The sequence below is a fragment of the Caldisericum exile AZM16c01 genome (assembly GCF_000284335.1).
Lineage (GTDB): Bacteria > Caldisericota > Caldisericia > Caldisericales > Caldisericaceae > Caldisericum > Caldisericum exile.
Map to the genome: position 1 here is coordinate 423,180 of NC_017096.1, position 23,817 is coordinate 446,996.

The 23,817-nt window shown below is 34.1% G+C and carries 28 protein-coding genes; 20 read left to right on the forward strand and 8 right to left on the reverse strand.

Annotation, left to right across the window (positions count from 1 at the left end; genetic code table 11):
- Position 1: 1 nt before the first annotated feature.
- From rpiB to ispH, 4 genes are read left to right on the forward strand one after another with little or no spacing between them, the layout of a single operon-like run.
- Positions 2-442: a ribose 5-phosphate isomerase B gene (gene rpiB, locus CSE_RS02045; RefSeq protein WP_014452969.1), complete on the forward strand. Its 441-nt coding sequence runs from the start codon at positions 2-4 to the stop codon at positions 440-442.
- A complete protein-coding gene (gene cmk / locus CSE_RS02050) occupies positions 429-1,121 on the forward strand; it encodes a (d)CMP kinase (protein WP_014452970.1) in 693 nt (230 codons plus the stop codon). The genes rpiB and cmk overlap by 14 nt, the downstream gene beginning before the upstream one ends.
- Entirely contained in the window at positions 1,078-1,686 is a 609-nt protein-coding gene (locus CSE_RS02055; RefSeq protein WP_014452971.1) for a lysophospholipid acyltransferase family protein, read from the forward strand. Before cmk ends, CSE_RS02055 begins: the two co-directional genes overlap by 44 nt.
- The gene (gene ispH / locus CSE_RS02060; RefSeq protein WP_014452972.1) at positions 1,656-2,510 is read left to right on the forward strand and encodes a 4-hydroxy-3-methylbut-2-enyl diphosphate reductase; all 855 of its coding nucleotides are present in this window, start codon (positions 1,656-1,658) and stop codon (positions 2,508-2,510) included. Before CSE_RS02055 ends, ispH begins: the two co-directional genes overlap by 31 nt.
- A gap of 8 nt (positions 2,511-2,518) precedes the next feature.
- On the opposite strand, the gene CSE_RS02065 is transcribed toward ispH, so the two are convergent.
- The gene (locus CSE_RS02065; RefSeq protein WP_014452973.1) at positions 2,519-2,974 is read right to left on the reverse strand and encodes a DUF1893 domain-containing protein; all 456 of its coding nucleotides are present in this window, start codon (positions 2,972-2,974) and stop codon (positions 2,519-2,521) included.
- Positions 2,971-4,101 (reverse strand): aldo/keto reductase, encoded by a 1,131-nt coding sequence (locus CSE_RS02070; RefSeq protein ID WP_014452974.1) that lies wholly within the window; start codon positions 4,099-4,101, stop codon positions 2,971-2,973. Before CSE_RS02070 ends, CSE_RS02065 begins: the two co-directional genes overlap by 4 nt.
- Before the next feature lie 127 nt (positions 4,102-4,228).
- Here CSE_RS02070 and CSE_RS02075 point away from each other — a divergent pair, with 127 nt between their 5' ends.
- Genes CSE_RS02075 through feoB form a run of 4 tightly spaced genes read left to right on the forward strand, consistent with a single transcriptional unit; the run spans position 4,229 to position 7,340 of the window.
- On the forward strand, positions 4,229-4,471 hold the full coding sequence (locus tag CSE_RS02075) for a hypothetical protein (RefSeq protein WP_014452975.1): 243 nt from the start codon (positions 4,229-4,231) through the stop codon (positions 4,469-4,471).
- Positions 4,452-5,087, forward strand: a complete 636-nt coding sequence (locus CSE_RS02080; protein ID WP_014452976.1) for a metal-dependent transcriptional regulator — start codon at positions 4,452-4,454, stop codon at positions 5,085-5,087. The genes CSE_RS02075 and CSE_RS02080 overlap by 20 nt, the downstream gene beginning before the upstream one ends.
- Positions 5,084-5,305 (forward strand): FeoA family protein, encoded by a 222-nt coding sequence (locus CSE_RS02085; protein ID WP_014452977.1) that lies wholly within the window; start codon positions 5,084-5,086, stop codon positions 5,303-5,305. Before CSE_RS02080 ends, CSE_RS02085 begins: the two co-directional genes overlap by 4 nt.
- Positions 5,306-5,321: 16 nt before the next feature.
- Complete coding sequence (gene feoB / locus CSE_RS02090; RefSeq protein ID WP_014452978.1) at positions 5,322-7,340, forward strand: ferrous iron transport protein B; 2,019 nt, start codon at positions 5,322-5,324, stop codon at positions 7,338-7,340.
- 311 nt (positions 7,341-7,651) lie between these two features.
- Here feoB and CSE_RS08590 read toward each other — a convergent pair whose 3' ends face one another.
- Positions 7,652-7,780 (reverse strand): hypothetical protein, encoded by a 129-nt coding sequence (locus CSE_RS08590; protein WP_014452979.1) that lies wholly within the window; start codon positions 7,778-7,780, stop codon positions 7,652-7,654.
- Between the two features lie 236 nt (positions 7,781-8,016).
- Here CSE_RS08590 and modA point away from each other — a divergent pair, with 236 nt between their 5' ends.
- The 6 genes from modA (at position 8,017) to CSE_RS02120 (ending at position 12,563) form a co-directional block, all read left to right on the forward strand.
- Positions 8,017-8,778, forward strand: a complete 762-nt coding sequence (modA, locus tag CSE_RS02095; RefSeq protein ID WP_014452980.1) for a molybdate ABC transporter substrate-binding protein — start codon at positions 8,017-8,019, stop codon at positions 8,776-8,778.
- Entirely contained in the window at positions 8,775-9,554 is a 780-nt protein-coding gene (locus tag CSE_RS02100) for an ABC transporter permease (protein ID WP_014452981.1), read from the forward strand. The genes modA and CSE_RS02100 overlap by 4 nt, the downstream gene beginning before the upstream one ends.
- Positions 9,541-10,332, forward strand: a complete 792-nt coding sequence (locus tag CSE_RS02105) for an ATP-binding cassette domain-containing protein (RefSeq protein ID WP_014452982.1) — start codon at positions 9,541-9,543, stop codon at positions 10,330-10,332. Before CSE_RS02100 ends, CSE_RS02105 begins: the two co-directional genes overlap by 14 nt.
- 2 nt (positions 10,333-10,334) lie before the next feature.
- Positions 10,335-11,333, forward strand: a complete 999-nt coding sequence (locus tag CSE_RS02110) for a molybdopterin-binding protein (protein WP_014452983.1) — start codon at positions 10,335-10,337, stop codon at positions 11,331-11,333.
- Between the two features lie 18 nt (positions 11,334-11,351).
- On the forward strand, positions 11,352-12,083 hold the full coding sequence (locus CSE_RS02115) for a Rossmann-like domain-containing protein (protein ID WP_014452984.1): 732 nt from the start codon (positions 11,352-11,354) through the stop codon (positions 12,081-12,083).
- A 123-nt stretch (positions 12,084-12,206) separates the two neighbouring features.
- Positions 12,207-12,563, forward strand: a complete 357-nt coding sequence (locus CSE_RS02120; RefSeq protein ID WP_014452985.1) for a Lin0512 family protein — start codon at positions 12,207-12,209, stop codon at positions 12,561-12,563.
- Here CSE_RS02120 and CSE_RS02125 read toward each other — a convergent pair.
- The gene (locus CSE_RS02125; RefSeq protein ID WP_014452986.1) at positions 12,560-12,883 is read right to left on the reverse strand and encodes a hypothetical protein; all 324 of its coding nucleotides are present in this window, start codon (positions 12,881-12,883) and stop codon (positions 12,560-12,562) included. The genes CSE_RS02120 and CSE_RS02125 overlap by 4 nt on opposite strands.
- Before the next feature lie 31 nt (positions 12,884-12,914).
- Complete coding sequence (gene murJ / locus CSE_RS02130; protein WP_014452987.1) at positions 12,915-14,456, reverse strand: murein biosynthesis integral membrane protein MurJ; 1,542 nt, start codon at positions 14,454-14,456, stop codon at positions 12,915-12,917.
- Positions 14,457-15,166: 710 nt separating this feature from the next.
- On the opposite strand from murJ, the gene cdaA reads away from it, so the two are divergent.
- From cdaA to CSE_RS02160, 6 genes are read left to right on the forward strand one after another with little or no spacing between them, the layout of a single operon-like run.
- Positions 15,167-16,006 carry a diadenylate cyclase CdaA gene (gene cdaA, locus CSE_RS02135; RefSeq protein WP_050981376.1) on the forward strand — a complete coding sequence of 280 codons (840 nt, stop codon included), beginning with the start codon at positions 15,167-15,169 and terminating at the stop codon, positions 16,004-16,006.
- Positions 16,003-17,187, forward strand: coding sequence for a CdaR family protein (locus tag CSE_RS02140; protein WP_014452990.1), 1,185 nt, complete (start codon positions 16,003-16,005; stop codon positions 17,185-17,187). The genes cdaA and CSE_RS02140 overlap by 4 nt, the downstream gene beginning before the upstream one ends.
- The gene (locus CSE_RS02145) at positions 17,187-17,660 is read left to right on the forward strand and encodes an MGMT family protein (protein WP_014452991.1); all 474 of its coding nucleotides are present in this window, start codon (positions 17,187-17,189) and stop codon (positions 17,658-17,660) included. The genes CSE_RS02140 and CSE_RS02145 overlap by 1 nt, the downstream gene beginning before the upstream one ends.
- Positions 17,623-18,474 (forward strand): tRNA pseudouridine(55) synthase TruB, encoded by an 852-nt coding sequence (gene truB, locus CSE_RS02150; protein WP_014452992.1) that lies wholly within the window; start codon positions 17,623-17,625, stop codon positions 18,472-18,474. The genes CSE_RS02145 and truB overlap by 38 nt, the downstream gene beginning before the upstream one ends.
- Positions 18,452-19,390 (forward strand): bifunctional riboflavin kinase/FAD synthetase, encoded by a 939-nt coding sequence (locus CSE_RS02155; RefSeq protein WP_014452993.1) that lies wholly within the window; start codon positions 18,452-18,454, stop codon positions 19,388-19,390. The genes truB and CSE_RS02155 overlap by 23 nt, the downstream gene beginning before the upstream one ends.
- Before the next feature lie 56 nt (positions 19,391-19,446).
- On the forward strand, positions 19,447-20,199 hold the full coding sequence (locus CSE_RS02160) for a hypothetical protein (protein WP_014452994.1): 753 nt from the start codon (positions 19,447-19,449) through the stop codon (positions 20,197-20,199).
- A 394-nt stretch (positions 20,200-20,593) separates the two neighbouring features.
- Here CSE_RS02160 and CSE_RS02165 read toward each other — a convergent pair whose 3' ends face one another.
- The 3 genes from CSE_RS02165 to CSE_RS02175 all read right to left on the reverse strand — a co-directional run bounded on the left by CSE_RS02165 (position 20,594) and on the right by CSE_RS02175 (position 23,773).
- Entirely contained in the window at positions 20,594-22,384 is a 1,791-nt protein-coding gene (locus CSE_RS02165) for a GmrSD restriction endonuclease domain-containing protein (protein ID WP_014452995.1), read from the reverse strand.
- A 116-nt stretch (positions 22,385-22,500) separates the two neighbouring features.
- Positions 22,501-22,689: a type I restriction-modification system subunit M N-terminal domain-containing protein gene (locus tag CSE_RS02170; RefSeq protein WP_014452997.1), complete on the reverse strand. Its 189-nt coding sequence runs from the start codon at positions 22,687-22,689 to the stop codon at positions 22,501-22,503.
- Positions 22,690-22,867: 178 nt separating this feature from the next.
- A complete protein-coding gene (locus tag CSE_RS02175) occupies positions 22,868-23,773 on the reverse strand; it encodes a DUF4349 domain-containing protein (protein WP_014452999.1) in 906 nt (301 codons plus the stop codon).
- Positions 23,774-23,817 lie beyond the last annotated feature (44 nt).

The window sequence follows — 23,817 nt, forward strand, 5'->3', positions numbered from 1 at the left end:
TATGAAAATAGCAATTGGTTCGGACCATGCAGGCTTTAGGCTTAAAGAAATTATAAAAAACTTTTTAAAAACAAAGGGAATTTATGTTGAGGATTTCGGAACTTATACTGAAGAAAGTGTCGATTATCCTGACTATGCTTTTAAAGTGGGAGAGGCAGTTTCGAGAGGAGACTTTGATTTTGGCATTCTTATCTGTGGAACAGGGATTGGCATGAGTATTGCAGCAAATAAGGTAAAGGGAATAAGAGCATCACTTTGTAATGACCTTTACACAGCACATGCTTCACGCGAGCACAATAATGCAAATGTTCTATGCATGGGAGGCCGTGTCGTTGGGGACGAAGTTGCAAAGGAGATCGTTTCCGTTTGGCTTAATTCGAAGTTTGAGGGCGGAAGACACGAGCGAAGGATAAATAAGATTAGAGATTATGAAAACTCGTAAAATTGCAATTGATGGTGTTGCTTCTTCTGGTAAATCAACCATAGGAAAAATCCTTGCAGAACGATTGAACTATGAATTTATTGATAGTGGTTTTCTTTATAGGCTTGCAACTCTTATTGCCTTAGAGAAAGATCTTAAAAAAGGCGAGTATTCGTTAGCAGTGACCGATTTTAATGTTGATATAAAAGATGGAAAAATTTTCCTTGACGGTGACGAAGTTCCTCTTACAAAATTAAGAGATAAAAATATAGATGCACTTGTTTCTCCTGTATCTGAGGATTCAACTGTGCGTGAAGTGATAACAAAGGAGCTACAAAGAATTTCTGAGGAAAAAAATGTTGTAATGGTTGGTCGTGATATTGGAAGCGTTGTTTTGCCGGATGCATTTTTAAAGATATTTCTTACTGCAACCTTAGAAGAGCGTGCTTCAAGGCGCTTTAAAGAACTTATTCTTCAAGGTGTTAATACAACCTTTGAAGAGGTTTACGAAAACTTGAAGATGCGTGATATAATTGACTCCTCAAGAAGTGTTGCGCCTTTAACCATTCCTAAGGATGCCTATGTAATCGATACAACGAATTTAAAAATCGATGAAGTAATTACTTTGATAATGGAATTTATCAGGGGAAAGGAATATGCTTTACGGAATTCTAAGAATTATAGCGATTCTCTATTTTAAACTTTTTTATAACTTCAAAATATTAGGAACGGAAAATCTGCCAAAGGATGGGGGATACATTGTTTCACCAAATCACACACATTGGCTTGACATACCGCTTATTGGGGTTGCCTTACCTAAAAGGATGTATTCATTTGCAAAGAAAGAACTTTTTGAAAATAAAATTTTTGGGATAATTTTAAGGTCGCTTGGTGGGATTCCTGTAAATCGTGAAAAACCGGAACTAACCTCCATAAAACTTTCGGTAGAGGTACTTCAAAAAGGTTGCCCTTTACTTCTTTTTCCTGAAGGAACCCGTTCAAAAACAGGCGAACTTCTTAAAGGCAAGAGAGGCGCTGTTTATTTCTCAACTGTTTCAAAAGTCCCCATCGTACCTGCCGGTATTGTAGGGCTTGGAAGAAGGTTCATACATATAAAGAGAACAAAACTTGCTGTATATTTTGGAGAACCGATAGAACCTTACAAAATTTTCAATTCAAAAGACAAGGACTATTACGACAAGGCGACAGGGTATCTTATGGAGAAAATACAGGAATGCATAACAAAGGCAGAAGAACTATCATAGTCGCAAAATCTTTTGGTTTTTGCTCTGGTGTTGAACGAGCGGTGAGTATTGTCGAAAATTTAGCAAGACAATCCAAAGGTGTGTTTACTGTTGACTCAATCCTCCATAACGAGAGAGAAATGGCACGCTTAGAAGCATTAGGTGTGAAAATTTTAAATCCAAACGACTCTGGCGAAATTGTAATTCTTCCTGCACATGGTGCAACTGACATTGAAGTGGAAAATCTAAAAAGTCGATTCAAAAAAATTATCGATGTGACATGTCCCTTTGTTATAAGGACTGTAAATATTATTAAAAAACTTAAAAGCGAAGGTTACAAAATTGTTATTGTCGGAGAAAAAGGTCATAGAGAAACGAAAGTACTTAAGGAAACTGCAGGAGAAAGTCTTTTTGCTGTAATTTCAGATTTGGAAGAACTTGCACAATTTGAAAAAGAATACTTCTCTAAAATTGCTCTTGTATCTCAATCTACTGTTTCAAGAGGACTTTCAATTGATGTTTCCCAATTTTTCCTGAAGCACGCCTTTGAATTTAGGTTTTTTGATACAGTTTGCCCAGAGACAGTAAAGCGTCAAGAAGAAGCCGAGGTTTTAGCAAAATCTGTTGATTGTGTGGTTGTTGTTGGTGGTAAACACTCTGCAAACACAAACAGGCTTTACGAAATTGCAAAAAGGATAAATGAAAATGCGTTATTTGTTGAGGACGTAGACGAACTAAGAAAGTTTGACATATCACGGTGTCTAAAAATTGGCATTGTTTCGGGCACATCAACGCCTGAATATATTATCAAGGAAATAGTAGAATATCTTGAAAGCCTTCCTTAAATAGAGTCCTAAGTTTTTGACTCTTTAAGTTTTTTAAGAGTTTCTTCAATAATTGATATTGCGGTAAGCGGATCGGATACGTTTAATACAGCATTTTCAAAAGGGCATAAACCTGTTTTATCCCGATTTATGATATAGTTTGTTAAGGTGTCAAATTCGAAGTCGATTTTATACCTTTCAAGAATTTCTTTTCCACTTTTGCTTAAAATGTGTGCATAAACATACTTGGGCTTTAAAAGCGAAATAAGCATTGCTCCTGCCTTGCCAACTATTCTATCCCCTATATATAGGTTTTTTAGATTTTTAAGATTATTGAGGTTTTCTTTTACAAAATTAAATATGGGCGAAATTCCTGTCATTGTGTCCGAGTATATAAGTTCATTATCCATAAAAATTGCAAGATTAAGGTTTGCTTCAACAATGGATTTCTTGACGAGATTTTGAGGAGAGCAGTTTTTTATCATGTTTCTGCAAGTTCCCTATGCACTTTCTTAAGAAGTTCTATAATTGGAAGTCCTTGTGGGCACTGAGATTCACATTTACCACATGCTATACACTCCGTTACTTTAACTTTAGAAAAAGCATACTTTCTTTTTGCTCGTTCAATATTTCCAAAAAGATACCCTTTGTTGTATATATCAAAAATCTCAGGAATATTAATCCCCACAGTGCAAGGTTTACAATAGCCACACCCAGTGCAACCAATAGGACGCAATTCATGAATCAAGTTAGAAGCCTTTGTGTAAGCTTTAAGTTCTGAATCTGAAAGCATTCCTATATATGCTCTTTTTGCAAATTCGATATTTTCTTTTACTTGTTCTATTGTGCTCATTCCACTTAGAACAAGTGAAACTTCTTTCATATTCCACAAAAAGTCAAATCCCCATTCAACAATTGGACGATTTGGATTTGCATTTTTGAATATTTCTTCAACTTGGGGTGGCATGTTTGCAAGTTCGCCACCTCTTAAAGGCTCCATTATGATTACTGCAAGCCCTTTTTCGTGTGCATATTTTAAGCCTTTTAATCCTGCCTGATATTCAGTATCAAGGTAATTTAACTGAATTTGTGCAAATGTCCATTTTGGATAGTAGTCAACAATGCTCTTAAATACGGGAAACTCATCATGAAAAGAAAATCCAAGGTAACGAATATATCCTTCTTTTATTTTTTTCTCTGCCCATGATACTGCATCTACTTCAACCATTTTTTGGAATAGCCCTTTGTCGAGGGTGTGGAGTAAATAAAAATCTACATAATCTGTTTGAAGTTTCTTAAGCTGTTCAAAGAAATATTTATCAAGGTCACCCCTTTCGTTTATAAGCCATGTTGGAAGTTTTGTTGCAATATTTGTCCTTTTTCTGTATCCATCCTTTAAAGCAAGCCCAACCACAATTTCCGAATTGCCTCCATGATATGGATACGCCGTATCAATGTAATTAATACCATTGTCAATTGCGTAGCGTATCATTTTTATTGCCTCATCTGTATTGATTTTTGAATTATCGCCACCAATTACAGGCAATCTCATTGTGCCAAATCCAAGAGGAAATAGGTATTCATCAGTTTTTCCAAATTTTCGAAGATTCATCATATCACCTCTATTTATTTTATATTATACATGGAATTACTCAGAAATTTTGCTGTTGATTTTTTTCAATTTTTCTATATAATTAGGTTAGCCTAATAAAATTAGGTAAGCATATTTGGAGGTAAGAGTGATTGAACTTATTTATTACCTTGTTTACAAAAAAAGAATTTTTAATTTAAGAGAACTTGAACTCCTAACTGGAGTTCAAGGAAGGGAGATTAAAAAGATTGTTGATAAATTATCTCGAGAAGGAAGGCTTAGTTTTTTGAATTTAGCAACTTTAAAACTCCATACTTGTAAAAACTGTCCATTAAGAGGAAATTGCAGCTTCAATGCAAAAGGAGGAAATTATGGAATTTTCACTAAGTGAGAGTCTTGAAGATTATCTTGTGGATCTTTTAGAGTTATCGCAGAGGGATTGCATCGTAAGACTTGTTGATTTAGCCAGAAAAAGAAAAGTTACTCTACCTTCGGCACTTGAGGCGGTAAAAACACTTGCAGAAAAGAATTTTTTAGTACATAAGGCTCGTGGTTATATTGTGCTTACCGATTATGGGTTGGAGCAAGCAAGAAAAATTTACGAGAAGAAAAAGATACTTCTTTCGTTTTTAGTAGATGTTCTTGGCGTTAAACCAGAGATTGCAATTAGAGATGCTCATAAAATTGAGCATGATATTTCCAACGAAACTTTCGATGCAATAGTTAAATTTGTTAAAACAACCCATTTAAATAAAGAGGGAAAGGAGGAAAAAATGCCTTTAACGTTGGCTGATTTAAAGGTTGGAGAGAGTGGAAAGATAGTCTCAATTAAAGATGAAGCTGGTAAATTAAAAAGTAAATTACTTTCAATGGGCGCAACTTCAGGAACAGTTGTAAAGGTTAAGCGACTTGCACCATTGGGTGATCCTATTGAGGTGCTTATCTTAGACTACCATCTTTCATTAAGAAAAAGTGAAGCAGAGCAAATTTTGGTTGAGAGGATATGATGTCGTTAATTTTCGGAAAACCACAAGATGAATTTATTGTTGAAAGGGTTTTAACTGGTTTAGACGCCACTTTAAGGCTGAAAGAGATGGGCATAATTCCCGGTGTAAAAATTAAGCTTATTTCCAATTCAGGAGGTCCTTTGGTTGTTGGGATTGGAAACATGAGGCTTGCTATCGGAAGAGGACTTGCCTCAAAGATAATCGTGAGGAAGATTTAAAGAAGGGAGGAATGTAATGAAAGAAGCCATAGCACAAGAAAGAAAGACAATAAGGGTTGCTCTTATGGGTAATCCAAATTCGGGTAAGTCAACGATTTTTAATGCACTTACAGGAGGACACGCTCACGTTGGAAATTGGCCTGGAGTAACTGTCGAAAAGAAAGAAGGGAAACTAAGATTTAAAGATTACGAAATTATTTGTACAGATCTACCTGGGACTTATAGTTTGACTTCATTTTCCATTGATGAGCGTATTGCAAGGGACTTTATTATAAAAGAAAAGCCTGACGTTGTTATTGTTATTGCTGATGCGACTAATCTTTTGAGAAGTTTATACTTGTTTGTCCTTGTTAGAGAACTTGGTGCTAACGTGGTCTTGGATATTAACATGGTTGATATGATTGAAGGAAAAATTGACATAAATAATAAGCAAATGGAAAATCTTCTTAAAGTTCCCGTTGTGTTAACATCTGCTATTAAAAATGAAGGAATTGAGGATTTTAAAAATGCAATTTTAAAGGCAAGTACATTAGGTGAAACTCCTCTTAGAATAGACTATGGTGAAGATATTGAAGAATTAATCTTTGAAGTTGAAAATAAATTAAAATCATTAGCGACACCTCTTAATAGGCGCTTTACCGCCCTGAGCCTCTTACAAGGCGATCCACAAGTTATCGAAGAGATAAAAAATAATGGCTTTGGTGATGTAATTGACTTTGTTGCTTATAAGTCATCAGAATTTGAAAGGAATTTTAAAGTTGACATTGAAGAAAAAATAATTGAATATCGTTATGGTTATATTGAAAGCATACTAAAGCAATCAACAAAAAAACTTGTATCAATAGATGAAAGATTAACACTATCAGATAAGATTGATAGAGTAGTGACTAATAAGTATCTTGGTATTCCTATTTTTGCACTTTTTATGTATCTAACATTTGAGTTAACTTTCAAAATTGGGGGGTTCTTTGCTGACTACTTAGATCAGTTTTTCTCACTGCTTTCAGGATTAATCGAAAAGATTTCTCTCCCTCCGTTACTTTCTTCGTTTATCTCAAATGGAGTAATAAGCGGTATTGGGTCGGTTCTTGTGTTTCTTCCGAACATTTTTCTTCTGTTTATGTTTTTGTCTTTCCTTGAGGATGTAGGATATATGGCAAGAGCAGCCTTTGTAATTGATAAATTAATGTATGTAATAGGTTTACCAGGAAGGTCTTTTATTTCCTTAATACTTGGTTTTGGATGTAATATACCTGCCATTATGTCCACAAGGACTATACCAGAAGAAAGAGACAGACTGCTTACCATTTTAATAAATCCATTTATGTCTTGTAGTGCAAGGCTACCAGTTTATATTATGTTCACAAGCATTTTCTTTACTAAAAGCCAAGGGGTAGTTGTGTTTTCTCTTTATGCCTTGGGAATTATCGTTGCTATCATTTCAGCAAAATTTCTGAAATTTGCAATCCCCTCTCTTAGAGGACCGATTTCACCTCTTGTAATGGAACTTCCTCCGTATAGATTACCCTCCCTTAGGGGGATTTTAATTCACAGTTGGGAGAGGAGTAGAGAATTTCTTAGGAAGGCAGGCACAATTATTTTTGCAGGTGTAGTTGTTATTTGGTTACTTTCTACGTTTCCTCTTAATCATGGCGAAGGACTTGAGGGATCCTATCTTTGGAGAATAGGCTTATTCTTTGCTCCGATTCTTAAACCAGCGGGATTTGGTTTTTATCAGGCAAGCGTTGCTTTAATTTTTGGTATAATAGCAAAAGAACTTGTCGTTGGCACCTTTGGAACACTCTTTGGAGGAGAAGAAAATATTCCTTTAGTATTGCAGAAACTTTTTACTCCTCTTTCCTCCTTTTCTTTTATGGTTATGAGTTTACTCTATATTCCTTGTCTTGCAACAATTGGCGCAATTTATAGAGAAACAGGCTCCATAAAGTGGGCGGTATTTTCGATAATTTTTAGTTTGATTGTTGGCTACTCTGTTGCTGTCTTATTTTACCAAGTAGGATCTCTTATTTTCTAATATTTGATGTAAAATATCTTAACAGAGGCAATCAATTGCCTCTGTTAAGATTATTATAAATTGCTCTGTATTGCTTCATTTAATTTTTTAATCCTTTGTAATCTGTAATCCGTTCAGCAAATTATATGAATTATTATCTGGTCGCCTCATCTAAATTTTAACCATTTATAATCGCTAATCTTTTTTAAGCAATTTTATAATCTCTCCTTATAGACAATAAGACATCTTTCATAGATATGCAAGGGCATTGAAGACTTCTTCACTGTATACTTTTTCCTTTTTTTATCTTAAGTCTTTTACCACTATACAGGTCATCTCCTATTAATACATTTCCCTTTTCCGTTTTCCAAATCAACAACAACTTTCTTTCCATACGATCTTAGCACATATGATGCATAACATCTTGAATATCCTGTGAGTTTTACAAATTCATCAAGCATCCTGCTTTCCCAATCTTTGTTTGCTTCATGTATATTGTTGTCTCTTTTCTTATCACAGCATTTCTCTCTTGATGGATTTACTCATAAAACCTCCAACTTTGCCTTTCTTTAGACTTCTTCACTAATTCTTTTTAACCTGTTCTCTTTTTGAGTAGGTCTCAATACAAAAATCTTGACACCAACAAAAAAATGTATATAATTATAACCATAAAAATGCCATAGATTAAGGAGGTAGTATGAAAAAAATAAGTTTAGTAGTTCTACTAATGCTTTTAAGTTTAGTCCTTGTTTCTTGTACAAAGACAAGCACAACTCATATCATGATTTACGCTGGTGTTGGTCTTAAAGGTCCTTTGGATGAAATTACAGAAATGTACACCAATAAAACTGGAGTAAAGTTTGACGTTATTTATGCAGGAAGTGGCACTTTACTTGCACAGATACAGAGCACACAAAAAGGTGATATCTTTATACCCGGTGGGATGAGTCATTATCAAAAGGCAGTAGAGGAAGGTCTTATATTAAAAGGCGTAAAGTTTGCTTACCATGTGCCTACAATAATTGTTAAGAAAGGCAATCCTAAAAATATAATGGGATTACTTGATTTACGAAAAAGCGGCTTAAAACTTGCATTAGGGGACGAATCATCTTTGCCAATAGGAATAGTGTCAAAGAAAATGCTCGAAAAGGCGAATATATACAATGAAGTTAAGAAAAATGTCGTTGTATGGGAAGGTTCTGTGAGTAAACTTGTTCTGGATGTAGACAAAACTGATATTGATGCATCAATAGTTTGGGAAACATTAGGTGCACAATTTGGTGAAAATATTCAAGAGATACCTATTGAGAAGCAATATCTTGTTATTGAGGCAGTTCCTATTTCGATATTAAAAACGACAGTAGATAAGAGTGCATCTGAAAAATTCATGAATTTTGTCTTGTCAGATGAAGGTTTAAAGGTCTTTGAAAAATATGGTTACAGAATAATAAAGCAATGAAAATATTTGAGACTTTACAAAAATTTTTGTTGCTAATACTTTTAATAATAATTATTTCAGGTTTGATTGTTCTATTTATTGAAATTTCTCCATATCAGCTCTTGAAAACATTGCAGAGTCGCGAATTTATTTTTTCTATAAAATTTTCTTTAATGACTTCCATCGTATCACTTTTTTTGTCATTCTTCTTTTCCCTACCAGTTGCATACTTTCTTGCAAGAAAAAACTTTTTCGGAAAGCCTTTTGTTCAAAATTTGCTCGATATACCTGTTTCGTTATCGCCCCTTGTAATAGGACTTATGTATTTAATTCTCTTTGGAGGTCCGTTTGGAAAATTACTTGATAAGTTTAATATAAGTTTCGTATTCACTCCTCTTGGTGTTATCTTTGCGCAGTTTATTGTTATTACTCCTTTTGTCGAAAAAAACATTGAGGTTGCCTTTTCTAAAATAAGCGAAAGGTATGAGTTTATAGGTCAAACAATGGGACTAAATGATTTTGAGATTTTTGTGAAGATAATCTTCCCTATGGCACAAGAGGGGATTGTTGCGGGTTTGATTTTGGGCTGGAGTAGGGCAATTTCTGAATTTGGAGCGACAGTCATGCTTGCAGGGGCTATAAGAATGAAAACAGAAACACTTCCAATTGCGGTCTTCTTGGGTGTTAACTCCTACGATATGAACCTTGCAATTAGTGCAGGAATTATCATGGTGCTCATTTCCTTTTTAATTCACATTTTAGTAAGGAGGGTTTTTAAAAATTATGCTATATATTGAGAACTTGAACGTGAAAATTGGGAACTTTTACCTTAAAAATATTAACCTTAAAATTTTTGACGAGGAGTATTTTATCATATTAGGAAATTCAGGTGCAGGTAAAACTGCTTTACTTGAAACAATGGCGGGGAGGTACTTTCCAAGTTCTGGTAAAATTATTTTTGGAAGCAGGGATATAACGAGAATGACGCCAAAGGATAGAGAAATTGGATTTGTGCCCCAAGATTATTTACTTTTTCCTCATCTTTCGGTTCTTGAAAATATTACGCTTGGAAAGGTTCCACTCGATAAAAAAGTTATAGAATTTCTTAACATAGAAAAACTTCTGGAAAGACACCCGAGCACTCTTTCAGGAGGAGAAAAACAGAGAGTAGCCCTTGCGCGAGCATTAGTTAAAAAGCCAAAGCTACTTTTGCTTGATGAGCCCACATCGTCTTTGGATACGGAGATAAAGAAGTCAGTTTGGGATCTTTTGCTTTTGGTGAAACAACAATTCAAAATAACCGTTTTACATGTTACTCATGATTTAAGTGAGGCTTATTATATGTCAGAAAGGATTGCCATAATGAGGAATGGTGAGATAGAAACTGTTGGTGTTTTTTCAGAGATAATGAAATCGAAAAGCGAAAAGGTTGCGTTAGCAATACTGAAAAAGGGGGATATCTTTGAAGATTTCCAAATGATTAACAACTCTTTAAATAGAGATGCAAATCCTTTAAGTTATAGTTTATATATTCCTTATCTTCATAATGAAAGAAGATTTAGAGGTGGTGATTAATCATGTTGAAAAGAGTTAAGGTAGAAAAAGCAGTTGGGCTAATGCTCGGTGCGGATATTACAAAAATCATACCAAATGAGTACAAAGGGCCTATTTTTAAAAAGGGTCACATAGTTGAAGAAAAAGATATTAACGAATTGAAAAAAGCCGGAAAGGAATACATCTGGGTTTATTTTGAAGATGAACGCCACTTACACCAGGACCACGCATCTATTGAAATCGCTAATTCTATAATTTCAAATAATCTTTATGTTGATGGTCCTAGTGAAGGCTGGGCTTACATCAAGTCAAAAGAAAGCGGAATATTAATTGTTAATGAAAAAGCCATAACTAAACTTAATATGTATAGTGAAATTATATTAACGACTCGGGAAACTTATTCGCTTGTTTCTAAGGGAGAAATTATAGCGAAGTTTAAGATTACAAAACTTGAAATTAGGAAAGATTTGTATAAAAGAATTCTTCAAAATGTTTTAAAGACAAAGCAGTTGCACGGCTATATCTTGGACATTCTAAAGCCTCAATGTAAAAAAGCAGGAGTGATAGTTACGGGAAACGAGATATATTCAGGTCTTGTAAAGGATGCAGCATCTTTTAAGGTGAAGGAAAAATTGGCAAATTTTGAGGTTGAAGTGATTTATAACACGATTGTTCCCGATTCCAAGGAGTACATTAAAAACGCAATTTTGTATTCAATAGAAGCAGGAGCAGAAATTGTCATTTTAACCGGAGGAATGGGTCCTGACCCTGATGATAACACGAGGGCAGGGATAAAAGCGGCAGGTGGCAAAATTATAAAATACGGTATCCCTGTGAATCCCGCAACAATGAGTATAATTAGCTGGATTGGGAATACACCTGTTTTAGGAATTTCTGCTGGGTTTATAAATTATAAAAATTCCTTTTTGGATTTTATTCTACCTCGATTGCTTATAGGTGCCAAAGTAAAGAAAAGTGAGATTGCCGCATGGGGTATAGGCGGAATGTTAGATCAGAAATAATATAAGGAGGAAAGAAGAATGAGTAATATATACGAATTTTTGAAAGAATTTTTAGAAAAATTTGCAAAGGATCATAATATCATGGACGAAGATATCGATGTTGTAAGTATAAGACCACTCACTAAGGAAGAAGCAATTGGTAATCCTGAAAGGAATGATTTTCCAATACTGAAAGGGAAAGAAGTTATGATTGAAGCAAGTTTTAAAGGAAGCAAAGGGCAAGCATTTACAGATGAACCAGGTAATTTTAAAGGAACAGTTAGAGATCTTTTGCGGTTTCCTCTTACAAATAATAAAAACAGAGCCTTTTTTATAGCGAGTCTTAATGCAATATTGCGACATTTTGGAATTGTCGAGGGAACAAAACACTGCAAAAATAACGAACCAGAATTATGTTCTTATAGTTTTGTGAGGTATATTTCTGAAAATTTTAGAAAACCCAAAATTGCATTTTTCGGTTTTCAGCCTGCAATGATAAGCGCATTTAAGGATAAATTTGAAATTAGAGTAATTGATCTTGACGAAGACAACATAGGGTCAAAAAAATATGGTCTTGAAATTTTTGGACAAGATAAGGAGGAAGAGATAATTTCCTGGTGCGATTTGATTGTTGCAACTGGGTCAACGGTGGCAAATGGTACAATTGAAAAGTATATTAGTGCAGGTAAACCTGTGATATTCTACGGTGTAACTGGTGCATCTGTTTGCAAAATACTTAACCTCAGAAGGTTCTGTCCCTACTCCAAATAATTAACTATAAGTTTGTTTGACAGTAATTATTTCGATAAATTGATTCATTCAATAAACAATTTTGTTTTAAATCGTTTTCTAATTATACAATAATATGGCGATTATCTAAATAAGGAGGCGAAGATGGGAGAGTACAAAAGATTTGTTATGGAATTTGGATTTGGTGTTGATTCTCATGGACAGGATCCAACGAATGCTTGCATTAAAGCCGTTAAAGATGCAATTTCTCGTGTTTATATCATTGGACTTCTTGAAATAAACATAAAGGACTTTAAAATAGATGCCTTATTGGGTGTGCCTTATCCAGAAAGTGTTGATATAAATCGGCTCACTGAGGCGTTTCCAATAAAGAAAAATCTTTCTATTAAGGTTGTAAAAGGTGGCTTAATTGATTATGGAGCAATCATGGAGGAATTTAACGATAAAAACACCGAAATTATTATGGCAGTTGCGAGTATTACTGTAAGTGTTGAGGTTTAGATTTTGATTTCTCTTGTAAGGTCGTAAATTACCGGAAATTCTATAAAACCACCTGTAAGAGCAACTAAAAATCCAACGACCGAAATTATAAGGCAAATTACAAGAATTACACCACCTAAAACTCTGCCATAAATTGGGAAATAGTAGATTATTGAACCTAATATTTCAAAAAGGAAAAGCACAAAGCCTTGTTTTGTATGCTCCTTAACAAATGGACTATCTTTTACAAGCAAAAGCGGGAGAATGAAGAGAATCGAAACATAGCTAATGGCTGCAACATATCTATTCTTATTAATATCTTCAATATCAAACTTTTCCATACTTTATTTTACCAAAAGTTTTTATATATGTCTATTTTTTGAAAATCCTTATTATTGTATCAAGTTCTTCTACTTTAAAAACTTTTAGTAAAGCAACATATGAGAGGAGAAATATGAAGCCGCTTCCAACAAACGAAATAAGCACATTAAAGGTTTTTGTATTGTGAATGAATTTTATTACTACACTATAAATAAAATACATTAAAATGACGCTTAATAAACTTGGAATTGTAATTTTTACAATTGAGAGGAAAAATTCCTTGAGTTTTATGGAAGTTTTTATTTCAAGCGCAATTAAAAAAGCGATCGCTTCAACTATAAGCCCAATGCTTATTGCAAGCGGTATTCCCGCATGTCCAAACATCTTAACAAGAGGATAAAAAAGTGCAATATTAATCCCAGCAATAATAACCGAAATAAAAAGCACAAGATACATTTCTTTTAGGGCGTAAAGTACTCTCATAGCAAGGATTGTAATCATTAACGCAAAAATGCCTATCGAGAAGTATTTGAAAGCATATGTTGTAAGCATTACTGCCTCTTCGTTAAAAGCGCCTCTTTTAAAAACGACCTGTACAATTGGATTTGCGAATGCAAACGAAATAACGGTAACGGGAATCCCAAGAATGAGAGCAAATTCAGTGCTTCTTCTGAAAATGCTTGATAGCTTCCCAAAATCACATGCTATTGCAGCCTCTGATAAAAATGGGTAATAAGCCGTTGCAATTGGCACTGTGAGTAAACTTACCCAAAGTTGTCTTAATTTGTTTGCATATTGGATTGATGCAATACTTCCTTCTGAAAGGGTGGAAGCAATCCTATTTGAAAAAAGCGTTACGAAGTAGTTTGTCAGTTGTAAAAGAATTAGGGGTAATGATAGCACAAAAAGGTTTCTTAAAAGGTTTTTGCTTACAGAGAAATATATGCCAAATTTCAAATTAAGGAACTTTTTTGAGTAATAAACCATTATTAGGAATTGTATGAGAAGGCCAATATTCATTCCCAATACATACGAATATATCCCAAGTGTTTTGTGAAAGAATACAAGTCCTAAAATTGTAAACACATTTGCAAGAAGAGGTGTTATTGCAGTTATGAAGAAGTGTTTTTTTGACTGAGCAACACCAAAAAGAAATCCGACAACAGCCCATAGGAATGCAGATATTGAAACAAAGTCTACGAGTTTTGCGGTGAGGATTTTAAGTGTGTCCTCTTTAAATCCAGGCGCAAGTATAGTTACAAGAGCATTTGAAGATACCATTAAAGCAATGGCTAAAATTAGAAATGCGACGAAAATTAAGTTGAAAAGTGCGCTTAGGTCTTTTTCAGCCTTTTCTCTATCATTTGCAAGCTCTTCAAGAAAAAGTGGAATAAAAGATACAACGATTGCAGAGGACATCAAATTCTGAAAAATTGAATTAACAGGTAACGCTGTAGATAAAGCATCAACACTTTTGGAAACACCGAAGTAATTGCTCAAGAATAGGTCTCTTACAAAGCCTAAAAGCTTACTTAAAACATTTGCAAGAGCGAATAGTATTGAAGCAACCTCTGGTGTTTGAGTCCTTTTCATAGTGTTATTATATACAAAAGTCACCTTTTGAGGTAAACTCCTATATAATAGTCTTATGGAGAGTCTTTTTAGTTTTTGCTTGTAGTTTTATCGGGGTTTCTTCACTCGATATGGAATTTTCTTTTAAAAAGAGGCATTGATAAACTCGTTTTATCTACATTGAAAAATTCAAGCTAAACACCTTCGCATTCTTTTTTATTATTTTAAGCTGGATTGCAAATAATATCTACTGGTTTTCGCTTTCCATCTCATATAATTATGGTATCTATCCCTTGTTTATATAATTGCACGTTTTCTTCAGCTTCCATTACCTTGATTACGATAGCGTTTGGTATTCAGAGGTTATTAGTACATTGAAGTTTTTAGGTATTTTCTTAGTAAATTTGGGTGCTTTTGTGATAACTTTTTAAGGAGGGCAATTTTTACAAAACACTTATTGATAAATAAGCCTCAAGTCTTATTACTCCAATTGTTTATTTGTGCTTCTTTGAATTAATTTTATTTGTTCTATTTAGTTTTTAGTTATTTCTACAAAAAGAAGGGAAGTCTTGCATAATGAGTTTCGCATAAATTACTTTTTAATAATCGGGTCTTCTATTTTAATTGTCCTTCCGTATGCAATTGTTCTTTTTGTTATGAGAAGCGCTTCGTTAAATTGTATAGGCTCAATACCCTTGCAAAAAATAAATTTTATGAGAAAATATGTTGATATGGAGATATTGATAAACACATTTAAGGATATAGGCACAAAGACAATTATTCTAAGCGTAATCGATATTCTGATTGTAAGTTTAATTTTTTACGTTATTTTAAGGGCGATACAAAACACAAGGACCCTTCAACTTGCTGAGGGTATCGCTCTGTATTTTATCGGTGTATTTTTGGTATCTTATCTATCTGATAAGATTGGTTTAACGACACTTCACTTTCTTGCAAGCAATTTAATTACCTATTCTTTTATGTTTCTTCCGTATCTTCTTGTTGTGGTGTTCCAACCAGAATTAAGAAAATGGTTTACGGGTCTTGGAAAGAACATAAAACTCCAAGAACCATTGGAAGGGGAAGAAGATTATAGAAGTATCGTTGAAGAAATTGTGAAAGGCGTAAATACAATGTCCTTGAATAAAATTGGTGCACTTATCGTAATAGAGAGAGAAGTGCCTCTTTCTGAATACATGGAGACTGGTGTTGAAATTGGTGCAAAGGTGAAGTCCGAAACTCTTGTAACAATTTTTTTTCCAAATTCACCTCTTCACGATGGTGCAACGATAATAAGAGGTGATAAAGTTGCAGCAGCACGATGTGTGCTTCCTCTTTCTATGGACAAAGAACTTGAAAAAGAGGATATCGGAACTCGCCACAGGGCAGCATGTGGCATAACAGAGGAAAGTGATGCTATTGCTATCGTTGTATCAGAAGAGACTGGAATAATTTCTCTTGCCGTGCGTGGAAAACTTACCCGTTATCTAAGCCCTCTTGAATTAAGAGGTATGCTTTTAGTGATGATTAGGCCGGTCTTAAAAGCAAAGGATAAGGTGAAAAAAGGATGAAATTTTTAAGCAAGATTTTCAATATAAAAGTGATTGCAGTATTTTTTGCAGTAGGACTATGGTACTATGTAAGCATAACACAGGGTCCAGTCATTACAAAAACCTTCAAAAATGTTCCTGTTGTCCCTATAAATGTTTCAAGTGAATCATACATATCAAATGATCTTCCAACGATTTCCGTTGTTGCAGAAGGACCAAGTAAAGTTATTCTTGGATTAAAAGACTCAGATTTTATTGCAACAGTCGACTTATCAAACAAAAAAGAAGGCGATTTCCTAGTTGATGTTGAAATTTCACCGCCTTCATCTGTTATACGAGTTAAATCATTTTCTCCCGACAAAATAAGGGTAATGCTTGAAAGTATTTCAAGTAAAAAATTTCCAATAGTTTCAGAATTCATAAACTCTTCACAAACAACACAATTTTTCCCATCACTTCCGTTGGTTTCACCAAGTTCTGTTATTGCATTTGGGCCAAACTCTGAACTTTCAAAAATAAGGCGGGTATATATTTCCATTGATGTTTCAAAGATCAAAGAAAACACAACTCTTATATTGCCAGTCCAAGTTGAAACTATAGATGGAACAACCTTAAAAAATGTCTATTTAAATCCGTCTTCCGTTGTTGCTGAGGTAAAAGTTTCAGAGGATAATAGTATAGTTACTGTTCCGATAATACCTATTATTAGAAACGCACCACCTCAGGGGTTTGGCGTTAGATCAGTATCTGTAAGCCCATCTGTTGTCACTATTTCAGGCCCAATTAGTGTAATTACAAACATAAAAAATGTTTCAACTGATCCGATTGACTTAACACAAATAACTGCCAAAACAGATTTCACTGTAAAACTTACTCCAATTGATAAAGTAACTTTTCCTATTAATACCTGTAAAATAACAGTTGAAGTAAGCCCAATTGTCTCAAAGACATTGACAGTTCAGGTGAAGGTGCTTGTTGCTGAAGGTAAACAGTATAGTGCTTCTCAAGAAAACATAAATGTTGTTATTAGTGGCTTTAAAGATGTTATTGATTCTATCACATCTGATATGATTAGTTGTACTATCGATGCATCATCCCTTAGCACTGGCTCTTATACACTTCCTGTTGTTGTTTCGGGATTGCCGCAAAATGTTATTCTTCAAACAATTACGCCAGCAAGTATTGAGGTTAAAATATACTGATGAACTACAAAATTTGCTACGAAGAAATCCCTCTAAAAGTTTATACTGACGGAAATAAGATATACAAAATTGAGTTTTTAAAGACATGCAAGGAAAATAATATTGATTTTCTTGCTGAATTTTTGAAATTGCTTAAAGAAGGAAGAAGCGTTTTTTTCATTGATTTTGAAAAAATTGACCCTTCAATTCGCCTAATTCTTGAAACTGTTTACAAAATCCCGTATGGAACGGTTACCACATATGGAGAGATTTCCAAAAAAGTTTTTAATACAAATGACTATGCGCGTTTCGTAGGTTCTGCTCTCTCAAAAAATCCTATACCTGTCCTTATCCCCTGCCACAGAGTTATTGATAGAAATTTAAGGCTTCACGGATTTTCAGGTGGGTTAACGCTTAAAGAAAAACTTCTTAAAGCCGAAGGAATCGAAATAAAAAATGGAAAAGTTGACAAACGCTTTCTTATTAATCTCTAAGCCTTATGGTATTACATCAAGGAAATTTTTAAACGAGATATCAAGGGTTTTAGGAGAAAAACGGATTGGTCACCTTGGCACTCTTGACCCCATGGCAACAGGTTTGCTCTTCGTTGCTTTGGGAAAATACACAAGGCTTTTACCATATGTAAACCTTCAAACAAAGGAATATGTAATTGAAATTACCTTTGGAATTGAAACAGACACGTGGGACATCACAGGAAAAGTTTTAAAAAAAGGAGATGTTTTAGTAAAAGAAGAGGATATTCTTAAAACTCTTCCGAAATTTACCGGAAAAATAAAACAACGGGTACCATTTTTCTCTGCAAGAAAACTCAAAGGTATTGAACTTTACAAACTTGCACGAAAGGAAACCTTTATTGAAACATTCAAAGATGTTGAAATTCTTGGAATTGAATACATGGGTTTTAAAAATAATAAACTCGTTTTAAAGGTTACTTCAAGTTCTGGTACTTATATGCGCTCTCTTGCATACGAACTTGGTCTTGCGTTGGGTGTACCTGCAACTCTTTCTGCAATTGTACGCACGAAGATCGGTAACCTTTCAATTGATTTCACAACGACAATAAATAGGTTGAAGCGAGGTGATTTTTCAAAGGGACTTGTGCCTCCGCAAGCAGTAATCGATATGCCTATGATAATAATTGATGGAACATCCTTTAAATTAGGAAAATTAGAGTCATTAGACAACGCAATCGTCCTTGATAAAACTTACAATTTAATTGGCATCGGTGAGATAAAAGGCACTTTGAAACCAAGGGTCGTAATCGATGAAGATAATAGAATTCCATAAGCCTGTTTCAAAAAAGACTGCCATTGCAATTGGCATGTTTGATGGTGTCCACCTTGGGCATAAGGCACTTATTTCTCAATTATTAGGCAAAAGTGACGAAAAAAATCTCTGCCCTGTTATTTACACATTCTCAAACCACCCAATAAAAGAAGCAAAAAGAAAACTTCTTACAACGCTTAACGAAAAATTATACATTTTTGAGAAACTTGACGTGGAAAATATATACATTGCAAACCTCGAGGAGGACCTTATGACAATGTCCCCGGAGGAATTTGTGAAGAAAGAACTTGTTAAAACTCTCAACTGTAAACTTGTTATCGTTGGGGAAAATTTTCGATTTGGCCATAAAAAAGAAGGCAATGTAAATACCCTCAAAGAACTTGGAAAAATTTTCAATTTTGAAGTGATCATTGTAAATAAGGTTTTAAAAGATGGTGTTGCAGTCTCAAGCTCACTTATTCATGACCTCATTTTGGGTGGTGAAATTGAGGAAGGGAATAGTCTTTTGGGACATCCTTATTTTGTGCAGGGTATTGTTGAAAGAGGCAAAGGTCTCGGGCGGCACCTTGGATTCCCAACGGCAAATCTTGCTTACGAAAATGGCAACAAACTTCTTCCAAAAAATGGCGTTTATATTACAATAGGGAATTATAATGGCATTCTTTTGAAAGGTGTAACAAATGTCGGCTTTAACCCAACTTTTGAAGATAAAAAGAATGTAAAAATTGAATCGCATTTTTTAGATGTGGAAAATGACTTTTACGGGAAATTTTTACGTCTCTATTTTATAAAGCGCTTGCGTGATGAGATAAAATACGAAAAAGTCCAAGATTTGAGAAATCAAGTTATGGCCGATATCGAAGAAACTCGAAAGTTTTTTGAAAGTAATCCAATTGAAAGTATCGCTTTAATCTAAGTTTTTCATAATTCTATCACAATCTTGTCTATAATAATCAATGGAGGTGAAAAAGGATGAAAATAAAAAATGTATTAATCGTTTCTGCACTTGTTTTAGCGCTTGTTTTGGGAAGTGTAGCGTTTGTTAGTGCAGGCACGGGAAGTAGCACCTCAAACTTCGCTCAAAGACTTAAGGCTGCATTTGAAAGAGGATTCAAACTTGGTGTAAAGTACAACCTTGACCAGGACATCGCAAATTATCTTGGAATAACAGTGGATGAACTGAGAACTCAACTTAAATCTGGTAAATCCCTTGTAACTATTGCAACTGAACACGGGAAAACTGAGGCAGATCTTATTAACTTTATCGTCACAAAAGAAAAGGCATACCTTGATGATGCCTTGAAGAGTGGTAAAATTACACAAGACCAGTACAACAAAATTGTTTCTAATCTTGAAGCAAGAGTAAAAGAAAGAGTTGAAAGTACTCCTCCAACAAAAGAAGAGTTGAAGGAGGCCTTCAAGAAAGGTTTCAAAAAAGGATTAAGATTTGGTTTTAATGAGGACATTGCAAACTACCTTGGACTTACCTTAGACCAACTTAAGGAAGAACTTAAATCTGGCAAATCTCTTGCAACTATTGCAACTGAACATGGGAAAACTGAGGCAGATCTTATTAACTTTATCGTCACAAAAGAAAAGGCATTCCTTGATACTGCTCTTAAGAACGGCAAGATCACCCAGGATCAGTACAACAAAATTGTTTCTAATCTTGAAGCAAGAGTAAAAGAAAGAGTTGAAAAAGTCCCACAAGTTAAAACACCCTAATTCATAATTAAAAGCATACTACCAATACTTTCTTCATACTTCACCTCCTTGCGATGAGGCAAGGAGGCTTTTTAGTTTACAAGATGTTTAAAAAATTGTAGATTTGCCCAATTTTATTGCTCCATGTAATAAACGCATAGAAATCAATTCACTTAATTTATTTTCTCTAAGTAATGCTATGGTAATTTTTGAATATTTTGATGTAGATACGTACTGGATTTGTAATCTGAAGTAAAAGGTCTTTTAAGATAATTTATAATTTGTTAACCATATCCTCACAATTCATATTTAGGGACACACCCACTTTGTATTGCTTAACGAGTTTGTTATAAGGTCGATATTTTTTGAGCCTCCACAAACATATTGGATTTATCCTCCTTTTTACCTTCCAATGCTATAGGGTTTTGAAATATTCTCTGATCTTATTTGACATGAGTTTTCTTCTCTCATTTAGGAAGTCCTCATAACGCATCTCTGTATCTAACAATTCAATTGGAATACAGTTCATTTTAAGATTTTCTTTTAGCATTTCAAAATCTGTAATCCCACCATACTTTAATTTTCCTCCATTGCATTGCTCTTTAAGTTCTGCAAAATACTTCTTAGGTTCATTGTCACCTATTGAGATGTTTATTTCGCTTTGTGCCATAACGTAATTTGCAATCTGATTATACATTCCCCTGTTATAGCCGAGTTTTCTTAGATAGTTTCTTGGATAAATATGATGCACATCTCCCTTTATTGAGATGAGATCCTTCACTGTAATGTCTTTTGATAGAAATCCCTTATCGTTCATTTTAACCTGTGCAGCAAGAAACACGTTAAACGTTGGGCTACTTCCTATGGATGTGTCCATCTGCTGTGGCAATGCAAATTCAAAGTAGTTATCCGAAAGTTCTGCACGCAGCACATTATCCATATAATTGATTGGATCGGAATCAATCCTTTTTATATCATAATCAAAAGCGGATTCTGGTGAAGAAGAATACCTACTTGTTAATACAGAAAGCACGAACCATTTTCTTACATAAGATTCAACAACTGATTGGTTTATTCCTTTTTCTTTTAAAAGAAGATATAGGGCATATGCAAAGTCAAGTGCTGTTTGAGAGCGAATCATTGAACTATCAATAAATCCAGCAGAGCGAATAATCATCGTAAATTTTTTGAAGTTATTTTCATTCATGAAATTCATTATACCTTCTTTGAGCGTTAAGAAAGATGTTTCAACAATTTCTTCTTTGTACTGTCGAGTTTCAAAGTCTCTTCCAGAAAGAAGTGCAACGAGGTCTTCTAACTTGCCACGTTTAAACTTATAGGTGAATGATGTCCTTAGCATATCTGTGTATGATGGGTCATATAAATCATCTCTATCGTCCTTTAGCCATGTCATCTTGCTAAAATATTCTGTATTTACAAACTCAGTATCACTCTCTTTTATTTGACTATAAAATTCAGGAGTTACCGCAAGGTGGCAGAAATAGTCTATTGCCTTTCTTAAGTTATTTCCACTATGTTTTTCGTCTACTGCGATTTTTGACATTGCAAAATCTGCTTGGCTTAGCACAACACCAGAAGAGTTTATCCTTATGAAAATTTCTGTTACTTCATTTATATCAAGTTCCGAATTAAGTTCAATTAAGCCAATAGGAATGTTTTGGATACTTTTTAGTGAATCAAAAGCGTTCAAAATGTCATCTTCTTTTGCATCTTGATTGTTTGCACAGTATTCCTTTAACTTTTCAAGTGTTTTAAATTCGGGCGAAAACACCATTGATATATCTGGTATCCACTGTTTGTCTTTTTGGATTGCGGGGTTGGAAACCTCAAATCTCTGTTCAATTGGATTGAATGCAATAATTATTCTTCTTTTTCTGTAATCCTTATCAAGCACTTCTCTACCAAGCAACGCAGCCATGAGGGCTGTTACTCTTTGTTGTCCATCGATAAGGATCTTTTTCCCTTTTGATGTTGAACCATCCTTCAGTTTTACGTTTGGATTTTGCCATGTTATAAGATAGCCAATTGGATAGCCTCGATACAGAGAATCAATTAGGTCTCTTACTTGGATTGCATCCCACACAAATGGACGTTGGATTTCTGGCACTGCAATTTCATTACTCAAAACCCATGAAAGTACCGTTTGAATAGGGTGATTGTTAACAGAAAATTTTTGTATAATCATATGTCCTCCATTTTATTTTTATAATTTTACTCTTATTTTTTCTTTCAAAGAAATTTTTACTTTTTATTTTGTGGGCTTCTTTTGGAAAATAAAAACGCTCAAGGAAGCAATCCTGCTTAATGAATTTTTGAATGGTCTTTCCCATATTCTTTTACAAGTTCATCAATTTCATTTCCGAAAACATCAGAAAGCCTATTTATGAAGATTAAGGGAAGGATATAATCTTTGTGTTTTAGGGCACCTACTTTACCTTGTATTATACATGATGCTTTCCGTAGCCAATTTTCAAAAGTTTTTATTTTCATTTTGCTTTTCTTCTAAAATATTTTACTAAAAATGAGTTTTAAAAAGGGATTCTTTCCTTTATCTTTTCGTTCTGAGGGATTATCTTTGCAAACACAATTTTCTCCTTTTAAAATTATACGACTTCAAGAAAATATTAAAAACAATTTTAGAAATATAACCCTAAATTCTTATTACTTTCTAAACTTTTGAAATTTTTATTTTCTTGAAAAGGTAGTAAATTCCAAACCCTAAAAGGACCCAAGGGATAAGGAAGGCAATAATTACAAGCAAACCAATGACGGAATATAAAAATGCATTCAAAGGTACCTTTAGGTAGTCTTTTATTTTGTCAAATATGGATGTTGTAATTGTTTTTGGAGCAGTGCCCTCTTTAAGGTATATGTCAATTTTTGAAAAGTCAGTGTTTAGTGCGATATAATTGAGTCTTCCTTTAATTTGTTCAATTTCGCTTTCAACGTTTTCAATCTCTGAGCGAATTCGTAATAAATCATCAATTGTTTTTGCTTGTTTTAGCCATGATGTGAGAAGTTCTTTTTGTGCATCAAGAACTTTGAGTCTTGAATTTAAATCTACGTATTCCTGTGTTACGTCAGTTGAAGAGATTTTGAGATTTAATATGTTGCCCAATTCCCCAAGTTTGTTTATTGTGAAATCAAACTTATCCTTTGGGATTAGTATTTCAATAAATCCTGAATATATGTCGTTATCCTTTGAATAGTAAGAGTTAATTACACTCCCACCAATTGGTGAAACAAGTGATGCAATCGTGTTGTAAGTTTCGAGGAATTTGCCTTTATCAACGTATATATCAATTGTTGCATTTTTTATAATCTTTAAGCCAAAGGAAGCAGTTTCGGAATATCCACTTTGGACTGTGCCTGTCATAATTGTAAAAGCTTGTCCTTTCCTTTCCAAAAGCGATTCGTCTTTTACATTTGTTTCCACTTCAAATTTTTTTGAAGAAGGGGGTATTAGTGAATATTTTTGAACATCAATCAAGCCAAAAGCAAATTTTCCGACAACATAGCTTACAAGGATGGTTATGATTACTATAATTGCAATTATTATAATATTACGTTTCATCTTTCACCTCCACATATTAGATACGGTAAGGTGTTAAAAAGTTC